The sequence below is a fragment of the Lactobacillus gigeriorum DSM 23908 = CRBIP 24.85 genome, assembly GCF_000296855.1.
Classification (GTDB): Bacteria; Bacillota; Bacilli; order Lactobacillales; family Lactobacillaceae; genus Lactobacillus; species Lactobacillus gigeriorum.
The window spans coordinates 1-18,634 of sequence record NZ_CAKC01000059.1; the positions used below are offsets into that span (position 1 = coordinate 1).

An 18,634-nucleotide genomic window follows, 5' to 3' on the forward strand; every position below is an offset into this window, starting at 1 on the left:
GTGGTTCACTACACTTGGCGACAACTACCCGTGGTCTAGACTTTCACTAGACTAGATGAAATGTCATGCCCGACACACAAATAAAGAAGGAACCATCTTAATCGATGATTCCTTCTTTAGTACTAGTTAGCACGATTACGCTTCTTATCAGCCTTTTGTCTTTCAGAAGTATTCAAAATCTTCTTACGTAATCTTACAGATTGTGGGGTTACTTCACAGTACTCATCGTCATTCAAGAATTCGATAGCTTCTTCTAAAGTAAGCTTCTTTGGAGTCTTGATTGCGGCAGCATGGTCTTTACCAGCAGCACGGGTGTTAGTCAAGTTCTTACCCTTAGTTACATTAACAGCAATATCTCTTTCACGACTTGATTGCCCAACAATCATACCTTCATAAACTTCAACACCAGCACCAATGAACAAGACACCACGTTGTTCAACTGATTGCAATGAATAAGTCGTTGATTGACCTTGGTTAATTGAAACTAAAGCACCATTTCTACGTCCTGGTTCCCAGTTCTTTACAACAGGTTTGTAAGCTTCAAATGTGTGGTTCATAATTCCGTACCCACCAGTTTGAGACATAAATTCGTTGTTGTAACCAATTAAACCACGTGATGGAACTAAGAAGATCAATCTAGTTTGACCGTTACCAGTTGATTCCATATTTTGCATTTCACCTTTTCTTTGTGAAAGTGAATCAATAACGGAACCTACATATTCATCTGGTGTATCAACTTGCACTGATTCGTATGGCTCACACATTTGGCCATCGATTTCACGGTAAATAACCTTAGGACGTGAAAGTTGCAATTCAAAGCCTTCACGGCGCAATTCTTCAACTAAAATCGATAAGTGTAATTCACCACGTCCAGAAACAGTCCAAGCATTTAATTGATCAGTTGGTTCTACTTTCAAAGAAACATCTGTACGAGTTTGACGAATCAATCTGTCTTCAAGCTTCTTTGGAGTAACCTGATCACCTTCACGACCTGCAAATGGTGAGTCATTAGCAACAAAGTCCATTTGCAAAGTTGGTGGATCTATCTTCAAGAATGGTAAAGCCTCTGGCTTTTCAGCTGAAGCAATTGTTTCACCAACAAAGATGTCGTTAATACCACTAATTGCGACAATATCTCCAGCTTTGGCTTCTTTGATTTCATTACGTTTCAAGCCAAAGTAACCAAATAACTTAGTTACTCTAAAGTTTTGGGTTGAACCATCACGTTTCATAACAGTGATGTTGTCCCCAACCTTAACTTGACCACGGTAGATACGTCCAACACCAATTCTACCAACGTAGTCATCCCAGTCCAACATTGTAATTTGGAATTGCAATGGTTCATCAACATTATCAATTGGAGCAGGGATACTCTTAATAATAGTATCAAAAATTGGGTCCATAGTTTCTTCTTGCTTTGCAGGATCAGCATCATAAGATGAAGTACCATTCAAGGCAGAAGCATAAACTACTGGGAAATCAAGCTGTTCGTCATTTGCGCCAAGCTCGATAAAGAGTTCAAGAACTTCATCAAGAACTTCCTTAGGACGAGCACCTGGACGATCGATCTTGTTAATTACAACAATTGGCTTAACTCCAGCTTCAAGTGCCTTTTTCAAAACAAAACGAGTTTGTGGCATTGTTCCTTCATAGGCATCAACTAAAAGTAAACATCCATCAACCATGTGCATGATACGTTCAACTTCTCCACCAAAGTCAGCGTGTCCTGGTGTATCAAGAATGTTGATAGTAGTATCGTGATACTTAACAGCAGTATTCTTTGAAAGAATAGTTATACCACGTTCACGTTCAATATCGTTTGAGTCCATTGCACGATCTTCAAGATTCAAGTGCTCAGGTAAAGTATCGGATTGCTTTAAAAGTTGGTTAACTAAAGTTGTCTTACCGTGGTCAACGTGAGCAATAATCGCAATGTTTCTAAGATCGTCTCTTCTTTTTTCTGACAAAAGTATTCCTCCCCAGTCTTCAATAAAAAAACTGTGACCTCGTCACAGTTTCGGTAGCGTACTACACGCGCTATATCGAAGTGCTTCATTTTCTCTATGGTTTCGTTGATTGATTTTACCACCTACTATTATTAGGGTCAACGATTTAGTTAAAATGTTTCTTGAATTTTTGCAAAAAAGTGTGCTAGATTATAATTTGTCAATAAAACGTATAAAATATGCATAAAACACTAAAAAGAGGTAATTACATTGATTTTAATGAAGGATATTACTCGTGATGGCAATCCAGTGTTACGAGAAGTCGCTAAACCATTGTCTTTTCCATTAGATGATCACTATCAACAACTAGCAAAGGATATGATGGAATACTTAATTAATTCCCAAGATCCTGAAATAGCTAAAAAACATCAATTGAGAGCTGGCGTTGGCTTAGCTGCTCCTCAAGTTGGTGAAGGTGTACAAATGGCTTCATTATTGGTTCCCGATGACAAAGGAAATATTATTTTCAAAGAAACGTTTGTTAATCCAGAAATCATTTCCGAATCAGTCAGACAAGTTTGTCTAAGCGAAGGAGAAGGTTGTCTAAGCGTTGATAAGGAAATTGATGGTTATGTTCCTCGTCCAGATAAATTAACCATTCACTACTTTACTGTTGATGGTGAAGAAAAAACAATTCGCCTAAAGGATTATCCAGCAATTGTTGCTAGCCATGAAATTGACCATTTGAATGGTCACCTCTTCTATGATCGGATTAATAAACAAAATCCTTTCCACTTGGAAGAAGATACTATTGTTATTTCATAACTTTATTTGAGTCTGGGGTTTCCAGACTTTTTCTTTTTTGCAGAAACCTCATTCTATACTTGATAGTTCAAATATGATAGACTTTTAATAGCTATTAAGTATTTTTGCAAATACTTTATCGAACAATTTTACAACTAAATAAGGAGATTATAATTATGATCTACAAAGTTTTGTATCAAAAAGACAAGATTGTTAACCCACGTAGAGAAACTACTCAAACTCTTTACATGGAGGCTGACAACCAAGTCGAAGCACGTACCTTGGTTGAGGATAATACCCCCTACAACATTGAACTCATCCAAGAATTAACTGGAAACTCGCTTAAATACGAGCAAGAACACGCTGATTTTAAATTGACGTCGTTCGATAAGAAGTAATTTCGTGCGCATTAAGAATAATGAAGTTGCCGTTTTTGCAATCGGGGGGTTACACGAAATCGGCAAAAATATGTATTGTGTGCAATACCAAGATGAAATCGTCATCATGGATTGTGGTATCAAATTCCCTGAAGATAACCTTTTAGGTATCAACTATGTCATTTCTGATTATTCTTACCTAATTAAGAATCGTAAAAAAATTAAGGCATTAGTTGTAAGTCATGGGCACGAAGATCATATTGGTGGTATTCCCTTCTTACTTGAAAAGATTCCGGAAATTCCAGTTTATGCTACGCCATTTGCTCTTGCTTTGATCAAAGGTAAATTAGAAGAACATGGTATTTTGGATACTACAGAGGTTCATGAAGAACACGAAGATACAGTACTTAAATTTAACAAGTTGAGTGTAAGCTTCTTCAGAACCACTCACTCCATCCCTGATACTTTGGGAATTGCGGTTCATACACCGCTTGGCGCCGTAGTCTTTACAGGAGACTTTAAGTTTGACCTTACCCCTGTGATGGATCAACCTGCTCCTGATTTTCAGAGAATGGCTAAACTAGGTGACGAAGGCGTTTTAGCTTTGCTATCCGACTCTACTAATGCTGAAGTTCAGCAGTTTACCAAATCAGAGCGGTTCGTTGCCAAATCACTTCACGATATTATTACTGGTATTAAAGGTAGGATAATTTTTGCTACTTTTGCTTCCAATTTATATCGTGTTTCAACAGCAATTCAAGCAGCAATTGATACTGGCAGAAAAGTAGCAATTTTTGGTCGGAGCATGGAAAACGGTGTTCAAAACGGAATTGATCTTGGATACCTTGATTTACCAAAAGGATTACTTGTTGATTCTGAAGAAATCAATCGAACTGCTCCCGAAAATGCTATGATCTTATGTACTGGGTCTCAAGGTGAACCCTTAGCTGCTCTTTCACGAATTGCCAACGGAACTCACCGTCAAATTCGTTTACAGCCAAATGACACTGTAATCTTCTCTTCTAATCCAATTCCTGGAAATACTTTAAGTGTAAACCATCTTATCAACAAATTGATGGAAGGTGGCGCTAATGTGATTCATGGACGCGTAAATAACGTCCACACTTCAGGACATGGTGGCCAAGAAGAATTAAAGATGATGGTAAGATTAGCTAAGCCTAAGTATATGATTCCTGTTCACGGCGAATATCGGATGCAGGTTATCCATACTGAATTAGCTCAAGAAGCTGGAGTACCTGCTGATCATACGTTTGTCCTAAGCAACGGTGAAGTGCTTTGTTTTGGACCTGATTCAGCAAGAATTGCTGGCCATATTCCTGCTGGAGATGTATATGTGGATACATCTGGTACTGCTGATGTGGGCAATGTTGTTGTTCACGATCGTCAGATTTTATCAGAAGAAGGTTTAGTTGTTGCTGTTGCAACAGTTGATTATAAGCATAAACGTGTTTTAGCTGGGCCAGATATTTTGAGTCGTGGATTTGTCTACATGAGAGAATCCACTGAACTCATCAGTCAAGCTCAAAAGCATGTCTACCATGTTCTTAAAACTGAAATGGCTAAACCAGATAAAGCAAAAGACAGTGACATTCGGAAAGCAATCATAGATAATCTTTCAGATTTTCTATATTCTAAAACCGAGCGACGTCCAATGATCTTACCAATGATAATTGAAAAGAAATAGTTTTATAGAAAGAAAAGTCTAGGGTAACTCCTAGACTTGTTTATTGTTCATGAATAATTCTATCAGCTTACACATTTTATTGAATCCAATAGCAGGACATGGTCAATCAATCAGAATGTTTAGTAGATTGGAAAATCTGCTTGAAGATCATAAAATACCCTATGATACGGAAGTTAGTCCCTACCCAAGTGCTTTTATTTCAATTGCAAGAAAATACGGTAATGAACTCCATTCGTCAAATGAGTACCTAACTGTTATTGGTGGAGATGGCTCTTTGAACGATGTTCTTAATGGTATCAAAACTTCCAGTCATCCTGAAACCCCAATTGTTTACATTCCTGCTGGATCTGGCAATGACTTTGCTCGAGGGGCAAAAATTTCAACCAATTTACAAAGTCTTATTCAAAAGCTTTTAAATAATCCTCAGCCTGAACAAATCGACTGTGGTAGCTATGAAGGTTATAAGCGCGACTCGGAATTGCTTCAGCGATCTTATTTCGTGAATAACTTTGGGATTGGCTTTGACGCTTACGTAGTTCATCAAAGCAATCGTCAACGATTAAAAAATGCTCTAAATAAGATAAATTTCGGTAGTTTAATATACAAATTCAACGTTATCAATGTACTTAAAAAACAAGATACGTTTTCTGTAACTATCAAAGCAAAAGATGAGATCTGGCAATACGATAATGTATATATGGCTACAACTACTAACCATCCCTATTTTGGAGGGGGAGTTGCAATTATGCCTCAAGCTACAGTTACAGATCATCAACTTTGGTTAGCCATCGTACAAAAACCGAGTTGGTCAAAGTTTATCAAGTTATTCAGCAAAATATTACGTGATGGTTCACAAATCAATGATCCTCAATTCCATGTCATAAAAGCTGATGAAATTGAAATTTCAACTTCTAAACCAGAATTTTGTCAAATTGATGGTGAAGATAGTGCTGATAAATTGCCATTTCATGTAAAATTTAAAGTTGATCATTTTAATTTGATCAAATAATTTTTCTAAATCAAAAAGCTTGGAAATTTACATTACTAAACATGTAAATTTCCAAGCTTTTTTAGTTTTATCCCAGATATGAAATGGCTAATTGTAGTTGTGCTAGTCTCATTACTGCATTTGCAACATCATCTTCCTCAACTTCTGCGTAAATTTCACAGACATCTTCATCAAAATAATATCCTGAATTAACGGCTATTTCTGCAGCTGTTTCATATAATTCTTGATTGGTTTGACCGGGATCTAATTTAAATAGCATCCTACCATCATCAGAGACCCGATAATAACCATCTTTTTCTTCTACAAAACAGTAAATTGTATCCCCAAAAGAATCAATTTGAAAAGTGGCAACTTCAATCGTATTATCTGGCATAGACAATACATCCATATTCCTCAAAACCCATTGTTGAGTTTCATCCATTAATTTTTCGAGATCCATAAACAATACCCTTCTGTCACTACTATTAATAATAAGAAAAACTTAACAGTTACCTTACCTTTACTACATAAAAACTTCAAACTTAAACTTTAAAATGTAATCCATCAGTTAGAAAGGTAGGTTATTCCAATGATTATACTTGCTTTATTATCTATGTTAATTTTAGGTGCACTTGCTATTAGTACTGTTGTAGTTCCTAAGCCACAAGTAGTGCCAATCAAAGTGAAAAATAAACACTAAAATATTGTATTTTTATTCATCCAAGGCCCTATGGCCTTTTTTTATTGTCTTTGTAATCTTATTCCCTTCATACCAATCATTGGATCGATTGCTCCAGAGTATATCTTCTCTTTTGTCAGAACAAAATCTTTATCTTCTTGAGAAGAATCATCAAGTTTCTTAGCTTCAATTGAATCTTCATTCTTACTTTGCTCATCACTATCTGGATTCTTTTCTAATTCGAGCGCTACTCTTATTTTGTCTGTTAAACCAGTTTTACGATCATTCCCCGGTGTATTTATTGCTGCAATATATGCTTTAGGATCACCAACTAAAACTAAGTTCTTTTCTGCTCTTGTAATTGCGGTATAGAGCAAATTACGTTTTAGCATCATGTAGTTTTGCATGGTTAAATTTAAAATGACTAATGGAAATTCTGATCCTTGTGACTTATGGATCGTAATTGCATATGCTCGTGTTAAATCGGTCAAATCATTTTTAGAAAACGTGACTTCGCGTTCATCAAAATTAGCAACCATACACCGCTTGGCTGATTTTTCATCAATACTGATAATCTTCCCTATTTGACCGTTATAGATATCTTTTTCAGGATTGTTTTGCAATTGTAGAATACGATCGCCAATTCTAAATTCTTCTTCATGCGCAATTAGCTTCTTTTGTTTACCAGAAATTGGATTCATGATATCTTGAACAACATCATTTAACTTAGTAATTCCACCGTTTCCATGATACATTGCAGCCAAAACCTGAATATCATCTTTTTCAAAGCCCTTCTTTAAAGCTAAATTAACAATTTGCCCCACGGCTTCGCTTACTTGTGCTGTTTGACAGGGAATAAAGGAATAGTTCTTAGTCTTGTTAAATATACGCTCATCGCTATTTCCTTCATTGATATCATGCGCTAAAGTAATAATAGTTGAATCATCCCCCTGCCGGTGAATCTGCGTCAAAATAGTCGTAGGAAATGCTTTCGACTTAATCAAATCAGCAAAAACATTACCCGCTCCTACAGAAGGTAACTGATCCTTATCCCCTACAAAGACAATATGACTTGTTAAATTTATGGCCGATAATAATTGTTCAAATAAAAACATGTCAACCATTGACATTTCATCAACTATTAGCAATTCACCATTTAATTCGTTTAAATCAGCAATTTTAGGATCGCCAATTCCCATCCCTAGTAAGCGGTGAATGGTCTTGGCAGTAATTCCCGTTATTTCACCCATTCTTTTTGCTGCTCTACCAGTAGGTGCGGCTAATAAAAAAGGCGGATCTTCACTATATAAAGCTGAAGCTGGGATTTGTGCTAGTCTTCTTAATACCAAAATAATTCCATTAATGATCGTGGTCTTTCCCGTTCCGGGACCACCAGTCAAGATCGAAATTGGATAATTAACCGCATTTATGATCGCTTGTCTCTGGGTTTTATCATACTTTATATCTAATTGATCTTCTGCCCAGTCAATTTCACGATTAATTTCAGCTATAGTATACTCGCTTGCTTCATCTTGACGTTCAACCAGTTGTTTCAGTTTTTGTGCAATTCGATATTCTGATTGATAGATATTAGCAAGGATAGCTACATCATCATCTACAATCACTTTTCCTGCCACTTGAAGCTCATTAATTGCTTCAGCAATCGGATCATACTGATTTATACCAAGAAGCTTACTTGCTTCAAGTAGCAAAACACTCAATGAAACATACGTATCTCCGTCATTTGTTAAAGTATTTAATAATACTTGAAAAATTGCTCCTGATATTCTACGAACATCTGTATTTTCGATTCCATAATCTTTTCCAATAATATCCGCTGTTTTAAATCCATATCCTGAAACCAATGAAATTGGTAGATATGGATCCTTTTTAATTTTTTCTAGCGTTGATCCTTGATATAACTGATACAGTCTATTGGCTACTTTTTTCCTAAGACCCAATTGTGTTAACTTTAAGATTGTTTCAGAAAATGAGTCTATTTTATTAATGCCGGACAATAAGCTATCTCGCTGTTTTGCATTTAACGGTAACTCAGAAATTTTAGCAGGATTGTTTTTAAGGATCTTTAGCGCATCTACACCGAGTTCTGAAATGATTTTTTGGGCTGCCTTTTTACCAATTCCAGGGAATTTATCCGAACTCAAATATCGTTCAAGGCCACCTTCTTCATTAGGTAAAAATTGTTGATATGATTCAGCTTTAAATTGTAAGCCAAATTTATCATGCATGATTAAATTCCCAGAAAATCTATAACTTCCTGATAACTTAATATCACCAAAATTACCTGTTACCTTAATTTCAGCTCGAGGATAGCCTTCAAGGGTATTTTCAATTTCAACATCTAAGATTTTGAATAAATCTTGATTGTTTTCAAAAACGATACTGTTTACTTTTCCAACAAATTCAGTCATGATCTTTACCTTGGGATTTCAACATACTTAGAATCGCTAAATATTGTTCTTTAGCCGTTTCGTAATACTGCTTATCCAATTTTTTAGCACACTTAAAATATGAATTAGCCTTTTCACGGTCCTTTTCAAAAATTGTAAGGCCTAATAAAAATAAAACTTTAGCCGATCTTTGTTCTTTAGGAATTGCATGAAATGCTTGATAAGACTGCTGCATTTCACCTAAATTCAGCCAAATATCGCCAATTAATTCATGGGTCTTATTATCTCGATTTTTGATGGTCATGGCATAAGCCAAAGCTTTCTGCGTTTGATTCAGTTTAAAGAAAACCAACGCCTTCTGATACAAGGTATAATCATCATTAGGCAACTGGTCTAGGATCTTTAACGCTTGATCAAAATTTCCTTGAAGATAATGACAAACAGCTAAATTATAAGCTAAATTACTTGGATCACTAACTAATCCATTAGCCTTTTCCAAGAGGCTTTGTGCTTGTTCATAACTACCACCTTCAATTAAAAGACTAGATAATTCTAAATAATTTTCAGTATTATGCGGATCTTGGTCAATTTTTTTTATTAATTGATGCACTTGTTGCTCAATTTGTTTTCTTTTTTTATCATCTTGCTTCATTATAACGAATCCGTTTCTGATAATTTTCGATCTAAATAACTAGTTTCGTTCCACTTTACTATTTTAAAACTATCGCCTAAATCATTAGTTTCTAAGATCGTTAACCCCGTATTATTCAAACTGCCATTTTTTCGAATATCCTTAAGAGGATAACCCATTAAACCTCCCATGATTGCAGAAAGAGCTGCTCCATGACTAATCACTAACACCTTATCATTTTCATTAGGATACTTTTGAGCTATTTCCTTAGCAAACGATTTACCTCTTGCAATCACATGTTGATAGCTTTCCCCTTCAATTGCTTTGGCATCATATTTCTCAGGATGATGCCAAAAGTTATCTATGGTACTTGGATACAATTTTTCAGCATCTTCAAATTTCATACCTTCAATTTTTCCCAAATCAAACTCGCGTAGGCGTTCATCAATAATGACTGATAAATTAGCATTCATTGCCTTATCAACAGCTTGAGCTGTATTAAACGCACGTTGTAATGGGCTTGAATAAATCGCTTTAAATTTTTCTCCACTTAAATAGGTTCCTAATTTAGCAATATCACGGTAGCTCTCCTCCAACAATGGTGAATCTCCATGACCACCTTGCAATCTTCTAGCTAAATTCCATTCCGTTTTTCCATGTCTTACAAAATAAAACTTCAATTCTATTCCCCTTCAATCTGAATTATTAGTCAAGAATAAACTTAGATAGCGCTTCGGCAACGCCATTATGGTTATTGTCATTTTCAGTAATAAAATCGCATTCAGCTCTCATACCAGGATTAGTATTTTTCATGCCAACACCTAAACCAGCCACTTTTATCATAGAAAGATCATTATAGTTATCACCTAAAGCCATTGTTTCTTTGGCATCTATAGCTAAAAGCCCAGCTAGTTTCATCAGCCCATAGCCTTTATTAATACCATTTTGGTTAAATTCTAAATATCGATTCGATGAATACGAAATATCTAGCTGTTGTGCCAAAGTACCTAATTCTGCTTCGATAGTTTGCAAATAGGCTTGATCCGTATTGCCAAAGATTACTTTAGCAATTGAAGCTCCATCTAAAAATTCTAGAGTTTTGTCTGTAATTTCAACAAATTCATGCCGACCTGTCATATATTCTCGTTCATCTTGATTCATATTATAGACATATACAACGTCTTTCGTATACACATGGATGCACACATCGTATTTCTGTCCAATCCTATATAATTTTTCCGCAATTGGAAGCTCTAGACCGGAAAATTCAATCAAACGATTATTTTTATTTTCAGTGATACAAGCACCGTTAAATGAAATTACATATTCATCTGCTAAATTGGCGAGCCCGATTTCTTGAAGTGTTTGTTGGACTGAGCGATAGCCTCTTCCTGTTGCTAAAACAAATTTTATACCCTTCTTATGTAGCTGTTTAATTGCGTATCTGTTCTCTTCTGAAACATGGGTATCATCACTTAACAAAGTTTCATCTAAATCGCATGCAACTAATTTATACATCTTTCAATACCTCTAAAAAAACATACTACTATCAGTCTATCATTAAGCAAGCAAACAAAAAAGCCAACTCTTTAACGAGTTGACTATAATACTAAACTAATTGAAGCTGACGAGCCTCTTGATAAGCAGCATCAATATTGCCACCGCCAAGACATTCATCACCATCATAAAGCACCAAAGCTTGACCTGGAGTAATTGCACGAGCAGGCTCATCAAAGTAAACGTCAGCCGTATTGCTATCTGCATGATATTGAACAGTTACCCCTAAATCGCACTGACGGTATCTAAACTTCGCCGTACAATGAAATTCAACATCTTCTTTAGGTCTACCTGTAAAGAATGACATATCGCTTGCAGTTAACCGATCTGCATATAATAATGGGCTATCATATCCCTGCTCAACAATCAATTCATTCTTGTCCAAATCTTTTCCTACAACGAACCAAGGATCAGTTGATTCTTTTGTTGAACCTAAACCTAAACCAGATCTTTGACCAATTGTATAGTACATTAACCCTGCATGTTCACCAACTACTGTACCATCAGCAGTTACCATCTTACCTGATTTAGCAGGCAAAAATTCGCTTAAAAACTTACGGAAGTTTCTTTCACCGATAAAACAGATACCAGTAGAGTCCTTCTTTTTTGCAGTAGCAAGGCCGTTTGCCAATGCAATCTCACGAACTTGTGGTTTGGTTAAGTCAGCCAAAGGAAAAATAACTTTCTTAATCTGATCTTGACTAAGTTGACTTAAAAAGTAGGTTTGATCTTTATTTCCATCCTTTGGTCTCATCATATGCGTTATACCGTTTGCATCAGTAACTGTTTTAGCATAGTGACCCATGGCAATATAATCTGCATCTAAATCCATTGCAAATTCTAGGAATGATTTAAACTTGATTTCACTATTGCACATAATATCAGGATTTGGCGTACGACCCTTTTTATATTCGTCTAAGAAATATTCAAATACTCGATGCCAATATTCTTTTTCAAAGTTGATGGAATAATAAGGGATCCCTATTTTATCAGCAACCTTTTTTACATCTTCAAAATCTTCAGTTGCCGTACATACACCAGAATCATCGGTATCATCCCAGTTTTTCATAAAAACGCCGATTACATCATAACCTTGATTTTTCAATAACAAAGCAGCAACTGACGAATCAACGCCACCACTCATACCAACGACAACTCTGATTTTGCTATTATCGACCATTCAATCAATCCTCTACTTGAACAAGTATTTTGCGCTCAATTAAATCCTTTAAAATAAAATCTAGTAATTCAACTGTTGGCGCCAAAGCTTTATTCTTAAAAATATTTACCTTTTGCAAACCGTTTCGATCAGTGATCACCATTGTCAAATTACTTAAATCCTTGTTAATTGTCATCTTTAACTTAGTCGGTGCATTGTATGGAGAATCATTGTACAAAGGATGTTCATAATTAAAATTGCCTTTTGCTGTCTTTACAAAGCCAACATCAATTAATGCGTACAATTTTAAATCAGGGTTTAATGTAAATCGCCGATTATCACCATTGATCATAACAATATTTGCCATAATTAACCTCACTTATTAATAATAAGTTACTTTCTTTTTGAAAGCAAGCTATTTTTTTGCTTGTCTTTTTACTGCTAACTTGCTTAAAGCTTCAGCAAAAGCCTTAACTTCATCTAAACTAGTATAACGGCCAAACGATATTCTAATGGATTCGTTAATTCTCGGCGAATCTTCGCCAAAACATGCAATTAATACATGAGATGGTTCTAATGAACCAGCCGTACATGCTGAACCACCAGAAACAGCAAAACCTGCCAAGTCTAAGCTAGTTTGTAATACAGTTGTTGAAACACCATTTATCCTTAGATTTAACACATGATGCGAGACATTTTGTCCTACACCACCATTAATTTGATATTTCACCCCTGCGTTATCAAGTTCATCCAATATACATTGTTGGAAACTTTGATACTTTAATTGTAGCTCATTTCGATCGATTTTTTTTAGTTCCTTAACCGCTTCGCCAAAACCTGCAATTCCCGGAACATTTTCTGTTCCAGCACGTCGTTTTGTTTCTTGTTCCCCACCCATAATCAAACTAGGGAGATCAAGATCTTGTCGTTCATACAAGAAGCCTAAGAATTTTGGTCCATTTATCTTATGAGCTGAGACAGATAATAAATCAATTTCCATTTTTTTAACATCAATGGTTATATTACCCATCCCTTGTACATTATCAACATGGAAATATGCGTTAGTTGGTTTAACTATTTCGCCTATTTCGGCCAACGGATTGATGGCACCAACTTCATTATTTACCGCCATAATAGAAACAAGAATAGTATCATCAGTTAACGCTTGTTTTAATTCATCTAAGCTTATATGACCAGTTTCATCTACATTAAGGTAAGTAACACGAAAGCCCTCTTTTTCAAGTTGACGCATTGGATTTAATACTGAGGGATGCTCTATTTTTGTAGTTATCAAATGTTTTCCAAGATATGATCGACTATGAGCAACACCAAAAATAGCTGTATTATTACTTTCAGATCCACCTGAAGTAAAAATAATTTCGTTATCCTTGGCATTTATTTCAGAAGCAATTTCATGTCTTGCCTGATCAATCGTTCTTCTAGCTTGTCTCCCCAGTTCATATGTGCTAGATGCATTTCCAAAGTCGTTTTTCATCTCTGAGGTAATTACATCAATAACTCCATCTGACATAGGGGTAGTTGCAGCATTATCTAAATATATCTCCGCCAAATTACTTCATCTTTTCTATATAATCAGAAATCAATGTGGCCGCTTTAGCACCGACCCTCTTTACAAAAACATCAAAATCTTCTTCTGCACTTTCATCACCATTATCAGAAATTGCACGTAAAGCTACAAATGGTACATCGAATTGCCGCGCAACTTGCGCAAAAGCTGCACCTTCCATTTCAACACCAAGTGCATCCGGAAAATCATGCTTAATTTTTTCTTTCTGTTTTTGGGATGAAATAAATGAATCTCCAGTCACCACTAGGCCCTCATGAAATTCTACGCCATTATCGACTAAATATTTTGCAAAATCTGCTCTTTGCGCTGAATCCAACATAAAGCGAGCTGGTTGTCCAGGAACTTGTCCTTCCACATAATCCCCAGCATTCGTATTATGAGCGTCGTGGTAAGCAAATGAATTTACTAAGATCACATCTTCTTTATGGACTGATGGATCCATTGACCCTGCAGAACCCGTCAAAAAGACTTGATCAATTTTTTGGCAAGCTAGCAAACTAGCTAAATTCATTGCTGCTTGAACTTTTCCTATGCCACTTAATCCAATATACACATCATTTTCATTAACAGAAAAATGTTCGAATACAGTCGATCCGAACATTTCTTTTTTTCCTGAATGAAAATTGTTTCGATAGTATTCTGCCTCGATTTCCATAGGCACAATTATTGCAATTTTCATTATTACCTCGATCTATTTCTATAATTTAAACAAAGCTAATAATACTAGTGCGATTAGTACTACTAAGATAAAGATAACACAATTTAGCTTTTTCTTCAGTTTTAAAGCTTGATCTTCACTTGATACTATTTTTTTAGCGTCATCATCAATGACGTTGACTTCTTCAGCATTTCCTGCTAATGGTCGACGGTCGTCTTGTTCAAGTTCAGTTTCATCGCTAACTTCATCATTTTCACTAAATGCAGACTTTATATTTTTAAAGAAAGCCCTAGTTTTCTTGGTTTGTTGCCTTTTACGATAATCTGATCGTTTTTCTGTCATGCTTAATCTTTATCTCCAGTCAAAAGCATATTCTCCCAAAAGATAATTGCTAACACAGTTTTTGCATCTACGATCTTACCTTCAGCTAACAGCTTCTTTAGATCTGCTAAACTGTACCATTCAGCTTCTAGGAACTCATCTTCATCTAAAGGTCGTTTATCTTGTACTTTTGTCAATGTATCGCAATAGAAAAGATACATTAATTCATCAGAAAAACCAACTGATGAATAGAATTTTGAAACTTCTTCCCAATATTCCGCTTTGTAGCCACCCTCTTCGTTAAGTTCACGTTTCATCGCATCTAATGGAGAGACATCGGTTTCATCAATCAAACCAGCTGGAATTTCTAATGTCACTGCTTTAATCGGTTCACGCCACTGTTTTACCAACAACATCTGTTTTTGATCATTGATTGCAATTACACCAGCAGCTGGTTGATGTTTAACAATTTCTCTCGTTGCTGTTTCACCATTTGGTAGTTCAACAGTTCTGACAGATAAATCAACAATTCTTCCCGAAAAAATTTGCTTTGAAGAAATTTCAGTTTCATTCAGTTCCATAATTAGTCCTTTACATTGCTATCGGCTAAATAAACATTTACACACTGAAGGCCATTTTTTCCTTGAGCTAATTGATACTGCACCCTTTGTCCAACTTCCAAGCGACGATAGCCCTCTTCCTTAATTGCCGTATAAAAAACGAAATAAGACTTATGGTTTTGATCGTCCTCAATGAAGCCAAAAGAACTATTAGCATCAAATTGTTTTACCGTTCCTTGACGCATTATTCTAATCCTTCTTCAAGTGCTTCAGGGAAGTTTTCACGCACAATTTTGGCACAACGACCACAAAGTTGTGGTAAATCTTTATCTTCACCAAGATCCGTTCTAATCATACGACAACGTGGACATTCTTCACCTTCAGCTGGTTCAACTGATACAGCAACATTTTCATAATTTGTTGCTGATGCTGGAGCATCTTCTGAAGAAATAGTCAATTTGGAGACGATCAAAATTTCTCTTAACTCTGAATCAGAATTCAACTTGGCTAATAATTCACGAACTTCTTCTGATGGATATAAAGTAACAGCAGCTTCAAATGATTTACCAATTAGTTTGGCATTTCTAGCTTCTTCAAGAGCCTTTAAGACATCATCTCTGACTGCCATAAATTGTTGCCAATCTGCTAATAATTCATCATGGTTAGCATAAGTTTCAACTTCTGGCATATTGGTCAATTGAATATATGCTTCTTTTTCATGTAAGAAGCCCCAAATCTCTTCCATTGTGTGTGGCAAAATTGGAGTCAAGACCTTAGCCAATTTAACTGCTGCATCGTAAATAACAGTTTGCATAGATCTTCTTTCTTTACTGTTTTGTGCTTCAATGTATAGGACATCCTTAGCAAAGTCTAAGTAGAAAGCAGATAAATCATTTGAAATAAATTTAAAGACTTGCTTGAAAACAGTAGTGAAATCAAATCTATCATAAGCATCAAGACATGACTTAACTAAATCATTTAACTTAACTTCAAGATATTGGTCTACTGAACGTAAATCATCATAGACTACGCGATCAGTTTCAGGATCAAAATCAGACGTATTAGCTAACATATATCTGAAGGTATTTCTGATCTTACGGTAGCTTTCAGCCGCTTGATTCAAAATATCATATGAAACAGCAACATCTGAAGTAGTATCAGCTTGAGCTACCCAAAGACGAATAATTTCAGCACCCATCTTTTTAATTACATCATTTGGAGAAATTACATTTCCAAGTGACTTAGACATCTTGTGACCCTTATCATCCAAAACGAATCCTTGTGACAGAACTTGCTTATATGGTGCTTTGCCTTGTGTTGCTACTGAAGTAATCAAACTAGAATTAAACCATCCACGGTATTGATCTGAACCTTCTAGATACAAATCTGCAGGATAATTCAAATTGTCGCGATTCTTCATTACACCTGCCCAAGAAGAACCTGAATCGAACCACACATCAAGAATATCTTGCTCCTTGGTAAACTTACCATTTGGAGAGTGTTCGCTTGTAAATCCTTCTGGTAATAATTCCTCAGCAGTATGAGTGTACCAGGCATTAGTACCCTCTTTTTCAACAATTTTTGCTAGGTGTTCAATTGTTTCTGGTGTAACGATTGGAGTTCCATCTTCTGCATAAAAAATTGGTAATGGAACGCCCCATGCACGTTGACGGGATATTACCCAGTCACCACGATCCTTGATCATATTATATAGACGAGTTTGACCCCATGATGGCATAAAGCTTGCTTTATTAATTTCATCAAGGATTTCATTTCTAAATTTTGAAATTGAAGCAAACCATTGTGTTGTTGCTCTAAAAATAACCGGTTTCTTAGTTCTCCAGTCATGTGGGTATGAGTGCGTAAAGAAGCTTAATTTTAGTAATGCACCTACTGCCTCTAATTTTTCAACAACTACTTTATTTGCATCATCATAAAACATACCAACCAAATCAGGATCTGGAACTTCATCAGTAAAGCATCCCTTATTGTCAATTGGACTAAATACTGGTAAACCGTATCTTTGTCCAACATTGAAGTCGTCTTCACCAAAACCTGGTGCAGTATGAACTAGACCAGTACCATCATCAGCGGTTACATGCATACCAGTCATAACTAAACTATCTTGATCATAAAGTGGGTGTTTGGCAACCATGCGATCCATCTCTGAACCTTTAAGATGTTGCACTACTTCATAATTTTCCCAGCCCAAAGTTTCTGCAACTGCTTCGAGGCGACTAGTACCAACAACGTACTTCTTGTCGCCTACTTGAACTACTGAATAGTCAAATTGTGGATTAACAGAAATACCTAAGTTGGCTGGAATTGTCCATGGAGTAGTAGTCCAGATAATGAAGTAAGTATTTTCAGTATCTAAAATTCCTTTGCCATCTTTAACTGGAAAAGCAACATAGATATTAGGGGACTTTACATCATGATATTCAACTTCTGCTTCAGCCAAAGTTGATTCACTTGACCATGACCAGTACACTGGCTTTTTACCTTTGTAGATATAGCCTTTTTCAAACATCTTGCCAAATACCCGGATTTCTTCAGCTTCAAATTCAGGTTGTAAAGTGATATATGGGTGATCCCAATCAGCTAAGATTCCTAGTCGCTTGAAATCGGTTCTTTGCTTTTCAATTTGTTCCATTGCAAATTGACGGCAAAGTTCACGATACTTTGCGCGATCCATAGTTTTACGATCTACGCCTTGTTTTGCCAATTGTTGTTCAATTGGAAGTCCATGAGTATCCCAACCAGGAACGAAAGGAGCATAGAAGCCTCTCATGTTCTTATAACGAACAATAATATCTTTAGAAATCTTATTTAAAGAGTGCCCCATATGGATATTACCATTGGCAAACGGAGGGCCATCATGTAAATCAAATCTTGGATTTCCTTGATTTAACTTCAAGCGTTGTTCATACAGCTTGTTGTCTTCCCATTCTTTTTCCCATTCAGCTTCGCGAACAGGTAAGTTTCCACGCATTTTGAATTTAGTTTTTCCTAAATTCAAGGTTTCCTTTATTTTCATAGTTTTCCTTCCCTTACTAAGCCACGGAATAAATTAAAAACCTCGTCCTAAGATTAGGACGAGGTTAACCGTGGTACCACCTAAATTGAGCAAACTGCTCCACTTATCATTGCGTATCGTGCAACAGACGAATAAATCTACTGACAGCTGATCAAGTCTATGGCTCTTATGCTAATCTTTCACCATCATTAGCTCGCTGATTTGCCTCAACTT

At 36.0% G+C, this 18,634-nt stretch carries 18 protein-coding genes; 4 read left to right on the forward strand and 14 right to left on the reverse strand.

Annotated features, from left to right (window positions below):
* Window positions 1-122: 122 nt before the first annotated feature.
* Window positions 123-1,967 carry a translational GTPase TypA gene (typA, locus tag BN52_RS05410; RefSeq protein ID WP_008473325.1) on the reverse strand — a complete coding sequence of 615 codons (1,845 nt, stop codon included), beginning with the start codon at window positions 1,965-1,967 and terminating at the stop codon, window positions 123-125.
* 249 nt (window positions 1,968-2,216) lie between these two features.
* Between typA and def the strand changes: the two genes are divergently transcribed.
* The 4 genes from def (at window position 2,217) to BN52_RS05430 (ending at window position 5,841) form a co-directional block, all read left to right on the forward strand.
* Window positions 2,217-2,771 (forward strand): peptide deformylase, encoded by a 555-nt coding sequence (gene def, locus BN52_RS05415; RefSeq protein WP_008473326.1) that lies wholly within the window; start codon window positions 2,217-2,219, stop codon window positions 2,769-2,771.
* Between the two features lie 155 nt (window positions 2,772-2,926).
* Window positions 2,927-3,148, forward strand: a complete 222-nt coding sequence (locus tag BN52_RS05420; protein ID WP_008473328.1) for a DNA-dependent RNA polymerase subunit epsilon — start codon at window positions 2,927-2,929, stop codon at window positions 3,146-3,148.
* Window positions 3,149-3,152: 4 nt separating this feature from the next.
* Complete coding sequence (gene rnjA, locus BN52_RS05425; protein ID WP_008473329.1) at window positions 3,153-4,832, forward strand: ribonuclease J1; 1,680 nt, start codon at window positions 3,153-3,155, stop codon at window positions 4,830-4,832.
* Between the two features lie 49 nt (window positions 4,833-4,881).
* Window positions 4,882-5,841, forward strand: coding sequence for a diacylglycerol/lipid kinase family protein (locus BN52_RS05430; RefSeq protein WP_008473330.1), 960 nt, complete (start codon window positions 4,882-4,884; stop codon window positions 5,839-5,841).
* A 67-nt stretch (window positions 5,842-5,908) separates the two neighbouring features.
* Here BN52_RS05430 and BN52_RS05435 read toward each other — a convergent pair whose 3' ends face one another.
* From BN52_RS05435 to ileS, 13 genes are all read right to left on the reverse strand, one after another.
* Window positions 5,909-6,280, reverse strand: a complete 372-nt coding sequence (locus BN52_RS05435; RefSeq protein WP_008473331.1) for a DUF1828 domain-containing protein — start codon at window positions 6,278-6,280, stop codon at window positions 5,909-5,911.
* 281 nt (window positions 6,281-6,561) lie between these two features.
* Window positions 6,562-8,931, reverse strand: coding sequence for an SF1B family DNA helicase RecD2 (gene recD2, locus BN52_RS05440; protein ID WP_008473335.1), 2,370 nt, complete (start codon window positions 8,929-8,931; stop codon window positions 6,562-6,564).
* Window positions 8,924-9,562, reverse strand: coding sequence for a tetratricopeptide repeat protein (locus BN52_RS05445; RefSeq protein WP_008473337.1), 639 nt, complete (start codon window positions 9,560-9,562; stop codon window positions 8,924-8,926). The genes recD2 and BN52_RS05445 overlap by 8 nt, the downstream gene beginning before the upstream one ends.
* Complete coding sequence (locus tag BN52_RS05450) at window positions 9,562-10,221, reverse strand: histidine phosphatase family protein (protein ID WP_008473338.1); 660 nt, start codon at window positions 10,219-10,221, stop codon at window positions 9,562-9,564. The genes BN52_RS05445 and BN52_RS05450 overlap by 1 nt, the downstream gene beginning before the upstream one ends.
* 25 nt (window positions 10,222-10,246) lie before the next feature.
* Window positions 10,247-11,059 carry a Cof-type HAD-IIB family hydrolase gene (locus tag BN52_RS05455; RefSeq protein WP_008473339.1) on the reverse strand — a complete coding sequence of 271 codons (813 nt, stop codon included), beginning with the start codon at window positions 11,057-11,059 and terminating at the stop codon, window positions 10,247-10,249.
* A gap of 91 nt (window positions 11,060-11,150) precedes the next feature.
* Window positions 11,151-12,278, reverse strand: a complete 1,128-nt coding sequence (gene mnmA / locus BN52_RS05460) for a tRNA 2-thiouridine(34) synthase MnmA (RefSeq protein ID WP_008473340.1) — start codon at window positions 12,276-12,278, stop codon at window positions 11,151-11,153.
* Between the two features lie 4 nt (window positions 12,279-12,282).
* Window positions 12,283-12,624 (reverse strand): DUF1831 domain-containing protein, encoded by a 342-nt coding sequence (locus BN52_RS05465; protein ID WP_008473341.1) that lies wholly within the window; start codon window positions 12,622-12,624, stop codon window positions 12,283-12,285.
* A 48-nt stretch (window positions 12,625-12,672) separates the two neighbouring features.
* A complete protein-coding gene (locus BN52_RS05470) occupies window positions 12,673-13,827 on the reverse strand; it encodes a cysteine desulfurase family protein (RefSeq protein ID WP_008473342.1) in 1,155 nt (384 codons plus the stop codon).
* A gap of 1 nt (window position 13,828) precedes the next feature.
* A complete protein-coding gene (locus BN52_RS05475) occupies window positions 13,829-14,524 on the reverse strand; it encodes a 5'-methylthioadenosine/adenosylhomocysteine nucleosidase (RefSeq protein ID WP_008473343.1) in 696 nt (231 codons plus the stop codon).
* Window positions 14,525-14,542: 18 nt separating this feature from the next.
* Complete coding sequence (locus tag BN52_RS05480; RefSeq protein ID WP_008473346.1) at window positions 14,543-14,845, reverse strand: hypothetical protein; 303 nt, start codon at window positions 14,843-14,845, stop codon at window positions 14,543-14,545.
* A gap of 2 nt (window positions 14,846-14,847) precedes the next feature.
* Window positions 14,848-15,405, reverse strand: a complete 558-nt coding sequence (locus BN52_RS05485) for an NUDIX hydrolase (RefSeq protein WP_008473347.1) — start codon at window positions 15,403-15,405, stop codon at window positions 14,848-14,850.
* Between the two features lie 2 nt (window positions 15,406-15,407).
* Entirely contained in the window at window positions 15,408-15,629 is a 222-nt protein-coding gene (locus BN52_RS05490) for a cold-shock protein (protein WP_008473348.1), read from the reverse strand.
* The gene (ileS, locus tag BN52_RS05495) at window positions 15,629-18,421 is read right to left on the reverse strand and encodes an isoleucine--tRNA ligase (protein WP_008473349.1); all 2,793 of its coding nucleotides are present in this window, start codon (window positions 18,419-18,421) and stop codon (window positions 15,629-15,631) included. The genes BN52_RS05490 and ileS overlap by 1 nt, the downstream gene beginning before the upstream one ends.
* Window positions 18,422-18,634: the final 213 nt, after the last annotated feature.